Annotated in this window: 6 protein-coding genes; 3 read left to right on the top strand and 3 right to left on the bottom strand. The window is 69.6% G+C overall.

All coding sequences use genetic code 11. The annotated features are described in order from the left end of the window. Positions 1 to 4: 4 nt before the first annotated feature. Positions 5 to 661: a DUF6308 family protein gene (locus ACWPQI_RS11295; protein WP_474738812.1), complete on the top strand. Its 657-nt coding sequence runs from the start codon at positions 5 to 7 to the stop codon at positions 659 to 661. A 50-nt stretch (positions 662 to 711) separates the two neighbouring features. Here ACWPQI_RS11295 and ACWPQI_RS11290 read toward each other — a convergent pair whose 3' ends face one another. The 3 genes from ACWPQI_RS11290 to ACWPQI_RS11280 form a co-directional block, all read right to left on the bottom strand. After that, positions 712 to 1155: a hypothetical protein gene (locus ACWPQI_RS11290; protein ID WP_474738811.1), complete on the bottom strand. Its 444-nt coding sequence runs from the start codon at positions 1153 to 1155 to the stop codon at positions 712 to 714. Then, positions 1152 to 1907 carry a hypothetical protein gene (locus ACWPQI_RS11285; RefSeq protein WP_474738810.1) on the bottom strand — a complete coding sequence of 252 codons (756 nt, stop codon included), beginning with the start codon at positions 1905 to 1907 and terminating at the stop codon, positions 1152 to 1154. The genes ACWPQI_RS11290 and ACWPQI_RS11285 overlap by 4 nt, the downstream gene beginning before the upstream one ends. Positions 1908 to 2106: 199 nt before the next feature. Further along, positions 2107 to 2424, bottom strand: a complete 318-nt coding sequence (locus tag ACWPQI_RS11280; protein ID WP_450151797.1) for a hypothetical protein — start codon at positions 2422 to 2424, stop codon at positions 2107 to 2109. A gap of 182 nt (positions 2425 to 2606) precedes the next feature. Between ACWPQI_RS11280 and ACWPQI_RS11275 the strand changes: the two genes are divergently transcribed. Both ACWPQI_RS11275 and ACWPQI_RS11270 read left to right on the top strand, forming a co-directional pair. After that, positions 2607 to 9056, top strand: coding sequence for a DEAD/DEAH box helicase (locus tag ACWPQI_RS11275; protein ID WP_474738809.1), 6450 nt, complete (start codon positions 2607 to 2609; stop codon positions 9054 to 9056). Then, a complete protein-coding gene (locus ACWPQI_RS11270; protein ID WP_474738808.1) occupies positions 9057 to 11312 on the top strand; it encodes a 3'-5' exonuclease in 2256 nt (751 codons plus the stop codon). Positions 11313 to 11366 lie beyond the last annotated feature (54 nt).

Below are 11366 nucleotides of genomic sequence, written 5' to 3'. Positions count from 1 at the left end.
GTCCATGCTGACTCTGCCGCCTGCCCTCCGGCAAACCGACGACACCGAAGCCGTGGCCCTGCTTCGGCAGTACTGCCGCGAGGACAACCAGGGACGCACACGTACCGGGGTGCAATGGGATACGTGGGATTCCACCGGCACACGCACCACGGACGTCGACGTGTTCACTGCCGATGATCTCGTGGCGGTGACGTTGTTGTCGGTCCGGGTCTCGGGCGAAGGGGCACGGATGCTGCTCGCCGAGCGGCGCGAGGAGTTCGGCGCGCTGCTCACCGCGGTCGGGCCGGACCGCGACCTCGTCGACGAGGAGGAGGAGATGACTCCGGCCTCACCGGTGTGGCAACTCGAGCAGGCGTTGCGCACCGTGCCGAGCGTCGGCCGCACCACCGCGTCCAAGCTGATCGCGCGCAAGCGCCCCCGGCTGTATCCGATCTACGACGCGGTGGTCGGCAACGTCCTCGGTACCGAACGCGCCTACCTCGAGCCGACCCGACGCGCACTGCGCGCCGAGGGGCGCCAGCTGCACGCCCGACTGCTGTCGCTTCGGGACGCGGCGGGCCTCGACGGCACCGTCCCGGCCGTCCGGGTGCTCGACATGATCGCGTGGATGCACGGCAAGAACTCCGGCGTTCGCCGAGCAGACCCTATTGCGGGCGGATAGCCAGGGTCGTCGCGCAGGGGCGTCTCACGGCACGGTGGTCGGGATCGGGCTCAGTCCTGCCACGCCGGGAACTCCCCCTCCGCGCGCATGTTCGGATCGTCCCACCACGGGTCTCCGTAGATATCGTAGGGATCACCGAGTTCGCGCAGCCGCGTCTCGCCGAGGGCGGTGATCTCCGCGCGGAACACCTCCGTGGTCGCCGCCTGACGGGGGGATGCCTCCAGGTAGCCGACCTCACCGTTGAAGCCGTGCGCGATCCGGTCCATCGCCTCGTCCAGTGGAACGTCCCACGGCTCCCACGGCCGGCCGTCTCCGGGCCAGCCGCCGAGACGGAGATATCCGCGTTCCGCCAGGTCGCGAATGATCGCGAGAACCCGACCGGACGAGCAGTCGTCGGGGGTGATCCGTTCCGTCAGGGCGACGAACGATCCCAGCGGCATCCAGTCGTCGGACAGTTCGTAGAGCAGGAAATGCTCGAGCCGGGGATCGATCATGCGACATGCACCTTCATTCTCCTCAGATTCGGAAACACCACGTCGATGGTGGTGCCGCCCGAGCTGCTCGACTCCCGAATTCTCACCTCGGTGCCGTCGGGAAGGACCACCGCCCTGCCCGCGTACGATCCCGTGTCGATCGCCCGGCCTTCCTGTGCGAGTCGGTCGTACAAGTCCCGGATCTCCTCCTCGGTGGCCATCTGCCGGTTGGGCTTGTTGCGACCGGGCTCGGTGTTCTCCTGTATAACCTCCCGGACGCCATCCTGGTCGACCGGACCGGAATCGGCGAAGAAGTCACCCGGTATCGCGTCGCTGATCGCCTCCCACGCGTCCGCCCCGAGCCGGTCGACCAGAGCGAAGGCGAGCGCACCCAGCGACACCACACCCGCAGCGACGAGCGCCTGGGCCGCCGCATCGACGGCCACCGCCACTCCTATCGCGACGGGCACGAATCCTCGGATCGTTTCCGGCGATGCGAGGGCGTCTGCCGCGCGAACAATGTCCTGCGCCGCCGCGCCGTCGGCGGCCTCGACGGCCACGCGTCTGTCGTCGATGGTCTGCCGCCACTGCATGACCACTTCCCGAGGCATCGATTCGGCCGCACGGATCGACCAATCGTCGTCGACCGCCACCCCGGCCGCCTCCGCGTCGGCCACGACGGCCCGCAATTCGCGGCGGCGCTGCTCCAAGGCGCCGAGCCCGGCCGCGATCGTCGCGCGAAGATCATGGATGGCGTGCGCGTCCCGTGCCACCGCCGTCCGGACACGTCGCATGCGGTCGGCGCCTGCGCGTTGCCGCGCCACGCCCCATTGCCATGCAGGGCGTCGATCTCGCGTCGCAGGGAATCGACACCGTCGTCGATCAGCTCGCCGGTCCGGTCCAGGTCGGCGCAGGCATGGACGACCGCGCCGGGGTTCCACGACTCGACGAGGCTACGTGGGGGCGAGGTCTTCACGTCCGACACGTCTGCGGCATATCGGATGCTCCGGCGAGGCGCGCGAGCTCCGCGGCGACTTCGGTATCGCAGCGGGCGTACGCGGCGGCGCACTCGGCCGTGAGCGATCCCAGACCGGTCATCGCCTCCGCGAGAGCGCCGAGCGTCGCGGCGACACGTGCGTCGGCATGCCGCAACGCCGCCGACACCGCGGTGCCGACGAGGGCATCGTCGGCGGTGCGCAGCGCGGGGTGCGCCGCACGCTGCCGCAGCGTCTCCCCCACCGCCTCGAACCTGCGGGCAACGGTCCGCAGGTCGTCCAAGACGACCACCACGTGGTCGTGTTCTTTCCCCATCCCGCCCCCCGACGTCGCGCGAACCGGCCCCCGACGACTGCTGCGGTCGTCTCCGGCGCCGTCGGATTCTGCCCTTCCGGCGTGCCCCGGGCAACACGATGAAGGTGCCATGATCGAATCGCAGGCGAATTGTCGAAGCGTGAAAGGACCGCGAGCGCGTCATGGGGGCATTGCTGCCGACACTGCAGGCCGAGCACCTGCGCGAAGGGCTGACCGACTATCTCGCCACGACGTTCGCGCTGACCGATCCGGATGCTCAGGGCGCCCTGACCGACTTCATCGGCGATCCCGACAACGGCATGTTCAAAGGCCCCTACGTGCGGCTGCGTCTTCCGTTCGCACCGGCCGGTGGCAACTGGGGCATGCACCTCGACTGGTGGCCGACCGGATTCACCCCTTACGGGCATCAGGCCCGCGCGTTCGAACGGTTGTCGACCAAGTTCCAGGATCGCCCACAGCCGACGATGGTCACCACGGGCACCGGCTCCGGCAAGACCGAGGCATTCCTCGTCCCGATCCTCGACCATGTGCTGCGCGCCAAGAAGGCCGGCATCACCGGGATGAAGGCGCTGATCTTGTATCCGATGAACGCGCTCGCCAACGACCAGGCCGAGCGCCTCGCCCGGCTCATCACCACGAACTCCGAACTCGGCGGTGTCACCGCCGGCCTCTACACCGGGGAGCACTCGACAAGCGGACGCACCCGTGTGTCGGAAGATGGGCTGATCACCGACCGCGCCCTGATGCGCGATGCGCCGCCCGACATTCTGCTCACCAACTACAAGATGCTCGACCAATTGCTGCTGCGGCCGGCCGATGCGCCGCTGTGGGAGCTGTCCGCCGACTCCCTGCAGTATCTGGTCCTCGACGAGTTCCACACCTACGACGGCGCCCAAGGCACCGATGTCGCAATGCTGCTGCGGCGTCTCGGGCTGGCCGTCAAGAGCTACTGGACGGCCTCGTCGAAGGTCACCGATTCCGACCGTGCCCGCCCCCTCGGCAAGCTCACCCCCGTCGCGACGTCCGCGACGCTCGGATCCAAGACCGATCCCACCGCCATGCTCGGCTTCGCGCACACCGTGTTCGGCGAGAGATTCGACGAGACCGCGGTGATCGGTGAGACCCGTGTCGGCGTCGAGCAGTGGCTCGCCGACCGGCGCACCGACCGGCTCTACCGGCCGATCGACCCGGTGATCGTCGACGCCGTCGACCGGATCCACGCCGCGGCCGCGGCCGACCACTCCGGACGGGACGCGAACGTCGTCCTCGCGCGCGCCGTGCTTGCCGAGTTGTTCGAGCGGACGGACGACATCGCGACCGACCGGTCCCTCACCGAGGCGGATCTCAAGGTCGTCAGTGCTCCCTCGGAGGTGCTCGACCTGCTCAAAGGGCACCCGCTCGTGGCTGCCGTCCTCACCCACGCGACCGACGCCACCTCCCTCGCCGACCTCGCCGCGCGAGTGTTCCCCGCTGCACCGCTCGAGCGGGACGCACGCCGGACGACCGCGCTGCAACAGAGATTCCTCGATCACCTGCTGGCGCTGCTGTCCCACGTGCGGGCCGAGGTCGGCCGCGCCGCACTCGACGTGCACGTGCATCTGTGGATCCGCGAACTGAGCCGGATCGACCGCGCGGTGAGCCCCACCACCTGCTATGCGTGGTCCGACGACGGCGACACCGAGGGCGATCACGAGCTGTATCTGCCGGCGATCTTCTGCCGGCACTGCGGCCGCTCGGGGTGGGGCGCCCGGCTGGGCCCCACCGGCAACGCCCTCGACGTGACCGACGACGCGATCCGCGCCGACCACGCCGCCGGCCTCGCCCGCTTCCGTGCGCTGATCTCCGCACCCACCGAGGCACAGCTCGATCGGGACGTCGAGGGTCTGCGCTGGTTCCACATCGAGCAGCGCGACATCCTCGCGGTCGCCCCCGATCCCGACAGCGACGAGATGCTCGAGGGCCGGGTGCTGCCGATCCTGACGCTCACCGGCCCCGACTCGGACGAGAAGTCGACCAAGGACGTGTGCCCGGCCTGCGGCGCCGACGACGGCATCCGCTTCCTGGGCAGCGCCGTCGCCACCCAACTGTCGGTGACCCTGTCGAACCTCTTCGGGGACAGGAACCTCGACGCCGGCGAGAAGAAGGCGCTGATGTTCACCGACAGCGTGCAGGACGCCGCCCACCGGGCGGGGTTCGTCCAGGCGCGTTCGCACAGCCTGAGTCTGCGCTCGGCGCTGCGTGGCGCTGTCGCGGCGGGACCGCTCGACCTGACCGAGCTGTGCCAGGCGGTCGTCTCCCGTGCCGGCGACGATCCCGTGCGCCGGTACCAGTTGCTGGCCCCCGATGTCGTCGACCGCGACGAGTTCAGCCCGTTCTGGAAGCCCGGTGCCCATCACAGCTCCCGCCGGGCGGCCGAACGAAAGGCCAAGCGCCGCCTGCAGTTCGACATCGTCCTCGAGTTCGGTCTGCAGTCCCGCACGGGCCGCACCCTCGAGCTCACCGGCAGCGTCGTCGCCGAGGTCTACCTCGGTCCCCCCGGACGCGCCGCCACCCTGGGCCGGCTTGCCGCCGCGCAGACCGAGCACCTGCAGTTGAGGCTCATCGACAGTTTCGGCGCACCGGCGCAGTCCGCGATGTTCGACGACCCACGGGGAGGGGACCAGCTCAGCTTCGCCGACGACCCGGACCTGCCGGCGGTCGACAGCCGGGCGCTCGCCCGGTGGGTGCGCGGCACGGTCGAACGGATCCGCACCCAGGGCGGCATCCACCACGAGTGGCTGCGGCGCTACCTCGAGAAGAACGCCAACCGCTACCACGTCTGGGGTGGCCGGCCGCGCGGCGAGGGCATGCCCGCCTTCCCGAAAGGCCGATCCGCGCCTGCGTTTCCCGCGTCGGGCTCCGGATCCCGTTCGCTGCCGGAGGGGTTCGACACCGTCACGTCGCCGTCGTCCTGGTACGCGCGGTGGGCGTCGCGCTGCCTCGACGTCTCGCCCTACGACGGGGCCTTTCTCGCCAAGGCGCTGTTCGCGGTGTTGACCGAACAGCGGGTGCTCGAGACCGTCACCACGGAAACCGGAACCACGGTCTACGGGCTGCAGCCCACCACCGTGCAGGTCTCCGCCCCGAACCTCGAGGACCTCGAGGCGCGGGGGCATCTGCTGGTGTGCGAGGTGTGCCAGACGCCGGTCCCGGGCAGCGCCACCGTCGTCGGAGAGATGGAGGGCGCGCCGTGCCTGCTGGTGCGCTGCCCCGGCACGCTGCGCCGCGCGCCGCGCCACGAGAACTTCTACCGTCGCCTGTACGACTCGTCGGAGATGAAACGCGTGGTGGCGCGCGAGCACACGTCGCTGCTGCCGACCGAGACCCGGCTGAAGTACGAGACGGCCTTCAAGACCGCCGGCACCGATCCGCAGGCACCGAACGTGCTGGTGGCGACCCCGACCCTGGAGATGGGCATCGACATCGGCGATCTGTCGACCGTCATGCTCGGCTCCCTCCCCCGTTCGGTGGCGTCGTACCTGCAGCGGGTCGGCCGCGCCGGACGCCTCACCGGCAACTCGCTGGTCCTCGCCTATGTGCGCGGTCGCGGCGAGCACCTGCCCAAGCTGTTCGATCCACTGTCGGTGATCCAGGGCGACGTGCGACCGCCGGCGACCTTCCTCAACGCCGAGGAGATCCTGCAGCGACAGTACGTCGCGCACATCGTGGACCGGTTCGCCCGCGACCCGGAGCGCACCGCGCCGAGGGACGCGCGCGCCGCGCTCGCCGGCTTCGACGACGGCACCTGGATGGCGGACCTCATCGCCTACGCCGATGCCCACGCCACCGCCTTGAGCAGCGCATTCCTGGACCAGTTCGGCGGGCTGCTCAGCAAGGACGCCGAGGCGGCGCTCACCGGGTGGGTCTCCCCGGGCGAGGACGAGCAGCCGAGCGGGCTCGCCCGACACCTGCGCGACACCGTGCATCGGTGGAACCGTGATCTCGCGGAACTCACATCCCGGCGCAGCGCCGTCGAGGATCGGATTCCCGAGTTGGAGCAGAAGGCGTCGTCCCCGGCGGCCACCGACGACGACCGGCGGGCGCTGCGCACCGCTCACGGCTCCCGGAAACTCCTCGGCGCACAGATCCGTTCGATCACGGACTCGTACTGGATTTCGGTCCTCGAGGCCTACGGGGTGCTGCCCAACTACACCCTGCTCGACGACTCGGTGACCCTCGACGTCGGTGTGTCGTGGATCGATCCCGACAGCTCCGCCTACATGGGCGAGTCGATGAGCTATCAGCGTGGCTCGCGCGTCGCCCTCACCGAACTCGCGCCGGGCGCCACCTTCTACGCGCAGGGCCTGGCGGTGAAGATCGACGCCGTCGACCTGGGCACCGGGGAGTCGAACGTTCAGACGTGGCAGGTGTGCCCCCAGTGCGGCTGGGTCGCCGTCACTCCGGCGGGTGCCCAGCCGAAGCCGGTCTCGACCTGCCTTCGCTGCCACAACGCGGCCATCGCCGACGTCAGTCAGCTACTGCACGTCGTCGAGATGCAGCGTGTGTCGGCGGAGGTCCGCCGGGACGAGGCCACCATCAACGACAGCCGCGACGACCGGCACCGGGAACAGTTCACCGTCGCGGTCGCCGCGGACGTCGACCCCGCCCATGTCGGCCGGGCGTGGTTCGCGCAGGGACGGGATTTCGGGGTGGAGTACCTGCGACGCCTCGACATTCGCTGGCTCAACCTCGGCAGACGCGCCTCGCAGGGCCGCAAGCGGGTCGTCGCGGGCCAGGAATCGACCACCGGGCTCTTCCGGGTCTGCGCGTCGTGCGGTCAACTCGACACCGCTGCGGGGCACAACAACGCCCACGAGCACCGCACGTGGTGCCGGCTGCGCACTGCCGATGCCGAGGACGTGCGGGAGATCGCCATCGCCCGCACCCTGCGCACCCAGGGCGTTCTGCTGCATCTGCCGCCGGCCCTCGAGTACGACAACTTCGCCCACCCCAGCCTCAGCGCCGCGATCCTCCTCGGATTGCGGCAGGTGATCGGGGGTTCGCCCGAGCACCTCGACGTTGCCACGATCAGTGACGCCCTGCACGCCCCGGACCGTCGGGCCCTGCTGATCCACGACACCGTGCCCGGCGGCACCGGCTACCTCGCCGAGTTCGCCGACCCGGGCAAGGTGTGGGAGATGCTCGCCGCGGCCCGCAAGGTGGTGCGCGAATGCCCGTGCCGCGAGGAGGAGCGGCTGGCCTGCCACCGCTGTCTGCTGCCGTTCGCGCCGCCGCACGAGCTGGACAAGGTCTCCCGCACGACCGCGCTGAAGATTCTCAACGACATCCTCGACGCCGGCGCGCACTCCGAGCCCGACCTCGACGACTGGACGGCCGCGATCGTCGAGGACGCCCCGCCGCCCCCTCCGGGCAGCGACGAGTCGTTCCTCGAGAAGGACTTCTACACCGCGTTCGTCGGACGGCTGCGCGGGATGGGCGCGGCGGTGGTGGAGAAGCCGGGGACGTACGGCCCGTCCGCGACGATCACCCTGCCGGGCAAGAAGGTCCGCCGGTGGTCGTTGCTCCCCCAGGTGCTGGTGAACAACGTCAAGCCCGATTTCGTCGTCCAAACCACGGACAGTGCGATTCCACCGATCGCCGTCTTCGCCGACGGCCGCGCCTTCCACGCCTCACCGGAGTGCAACCGGGTGGCCGACGACGCCCGCAAACGCGAGGGTCTCCGCGAATCCGGGTACCTGGTGTGGTCGTTCGGGCACGAGGACCTCCAACGGTTCAAGAACGGCGACGAGCAGAACCCACCCTGGTTCGACGAATCCGCGTCGCGGGTGGTGACCACCAACTTCCACGTCCGGCCCGGACTGCTGAAGTTGCTCGTCAAGGACCCGGTGACGCAGCTGCTCGAGTTCATGGTCGAACCCGATGTCGACGGATGGGAGGCGTTCAGCCGGGCCATGCCGTACCTGTTCGTCCGCCGCGACAATCGGGCCAAGTCCGTCGCCGAGACCGTGCTCGAATCCGCGCTGGCGGCGCTCGACGGCTCCCCGCCGTTCGCCCGCGCCGGCTCGGACGTCTGCTGGAGCCTGGTCGACGGACCCCTCGTGGTGACCGCGGCGGTGACGTCGCCTGCGGACCGGTCCGCCACCGCCGTCCTCGCCGTCGACGACCGGGACGAAGCACTCGACAGCCCGGACGGGCGTGCCTGGAAGGAGTGGTTGCGTCTGTCGAACTGGCTCGGAATCGCGGGGCGCCATCGGATCACCACCCGCACGTTGCTCGCGGAGGCGGCGACCGCACCGGCGGGTCCGATCGCCCCGAAGGCCGAGCAGCCGCTGGCTCCGCAATGGCAGGCGGTGCTCGACGACACCGTCTCCGATGCCGAGCGGACGCTGGTGCAGGCGCTCGCCGCCGAGCCGAACCTGCCCGTTCCCCGACTCGGTTACGAAACCGACGACGGCGACGTGCTCGACTTCGCATGGGAGAGTGCGCGCGTCGGAGTGGTTCTGGATGTAACCGAAACCGAGGCACATACGATGGCCGACAGGGGGTGGACATTGTGCCCGCCCGACGTGACGGAGATTGTCGCGGCGTTGAGGAAGAACGGGGTGCTGTAGGTGGCGAATCTGGTCATCGCGTCGAACAACAAGGCGATGCGCAAGCTCGACCGGTCCGTCAAGAACAAGGTGATGGACTTCTTCGAGAAGCTCAGCGCCGACGACACCGCCCCGGGCCTGCACATCGAGCCACTCAAGGCTGCCGTCGATCCGCGGGTCCGCACCGGACGGGTGGACCTGCACTACCGGGCCATCCTGTTCAAGGTCGAGGATCGGTTCGGTGATCCCACCTACATCTACATGGGCACGTGGCCGCACGACGAAGCCAACAGCCTCGCGGAACGTTCGACCCTGCGCGTCAACCCGATCAACGGTGCGCTCGAAGGCATCATCGGCGAGCTCGACGGCAGCGGCGACCGCACCAAGCGCGTCCTCGTGCGCGATCCGAGCGGTGAGCTCGACCGCACATTGAAGGCGTCCCCGGCCGAGGCCCAGCCCTTCCTCGTCGGCCTGGGCTTCACGCTCGAGGACCTCACCGGCAAGCTCGGTATCGACCCCGCGATCGCGGAACTGGCCATGGCAGCCCCCGACGATCAGGCGATCCTGCAGGTGGCCGAAAAGGCGCTCGAGTGGGAGGGCAGCGCCCTGCTCGAGCTGGCCACCGGGATCAGCATCGACGACATCCGCGCCCGACACGGATTCAGCGACACACCCGTCGACACCAGCAAGGACGAGGACGCGCAGATCCTCGAAGCGCTGGAACGCCCGGTCTCGAAGATGCAGTTCGCCTACATCGAAGACAACGAGGAACTGCGCCGCGTCATCGAGAGCGGGGATTTCGGTGCCTGGCGCACCTTCCTGCACCCCGAACAGCGCGAATACGTGGAGAAGGACTTCAGCGGTTCGTTTCGGCTGTCCGGTGGCGCCGGCACCGGCAAGACCGTCGTCGCGATCCACCGGGCGCGGCACCTCGCCCGGCAGAATCCCGGCGCCCGCATCGTCCTGACGACCTTCAACAAGACTCTCGCACTCGGTCTCGAAGCCGACCTGCGTTCGCTCGACCCGACGGCACCGCTCACCTCGAAACCCGGAGAGCCGGGCATCTACGTCCGCGGCATCGACGCGCTGGCCAAGGCGGTGCTGGACCAGGCCGAGGATCCCGGCCCGGCGTGCGAAGCGGTGCTCGGCGTCGCCTACCAATTCGGCCACGCCCGTACCCGCACCGACGCTGTGTGGCGCGAGGTGATCGGTACGGTCGACAGCGGACTCGACGCGAAGCTGGCCGCCCCGAACTTCCTGGACAACGAGTACGTCGGGGTCGTCCTCGCCCACAAGGTCACCACGCTCGAGCAGTACGCGAAGGTGGCACGGCCGGGACGTGGAGTGCGGTTGAGCCGTCCCCAGCGCATCGCCGTGTGGAAACTGATCGAGGCGTATCGGCGGCACAGCCGGATGGACGGCACGCTGAGCTTCGCGGAGGTCCTCGCGGTCGCGGCCGAACACCTGCGTTTGCGGAACGAGTCCGGTACGGGGCCGCTCGTCGACCATGTCGTCGTGGACGAGGCGCAGGACCTGCATGCCACGCACTGGGCGCTGCTGCGTGCCCTGGTCGCCGAGGGGCCGAACGATCTGTTCATCGCCGAGGACTCGCACCAGCGGATCTACGGTCAGCCCGTCGTGCTCGGCCGGCTCGGCATCAAGATCGTCGGTCGGTCCCGGCGCCTGACCCTGAACTACCGCACCACCGCCCAGAATCTGCACTTCGCCGTCGGTATCCTCTCCGGCGCCGAGTACAAGGACCTCGAGCAGGGCGAGGAGTCCACCGCCGAGTACCGGTCGGCCCGCAGCGGACCGAACCCGCGGCTGGTCGAGTGCCGGGATCAGGCCGACGAGCTCGACAAGGTGACCGCCGAGGTGCGTCGGTGGATCGAAACGGACAGGGTCGCACCGGAGGCTGTCGCCGTCCTCACCCGCAGCATCGACGACCGCAGCCGGTTCGTGCGGGCCCTCGGCGAGCGTGGGATCGAGGCTCGCGCCCTCGACGACAACCCGCCCTCACCCGGTCACGTGCAAGTGCTGACCATGCATCGGGCGAAGGGCATGGAGTTCTCGCGCGTGGTTCTCGCCGGCGTCGACGAGGCGCACGTTCCGTCGATCGCGGCGCTGCGGGCCGTTCCGGACGAGGAGAAGGACCAGGCGATGCTGCAGGAGCGGTCGCTGCTGTACGTCGCGGCGAGCCGGGCGCGCGACGAGCTGGTGGTGACGTGGAGCGGTAGACGCACGTCGCTGATTCCGGCTGCCGTCACGGGTACGTAGAGTCCTGTGTCTCGGCGGCACGAGGAATCGTCGAGGGCGAGCGTCCCCGACCGG

This window comes from Rhodococcus sp. LMD (assembly GCF_056108245.1).
The sequence above is the reverse complement of the archived record's forward strand: the minus strand, read 5'-3'. Positions and strand labels throughout refer to the sequence as shown.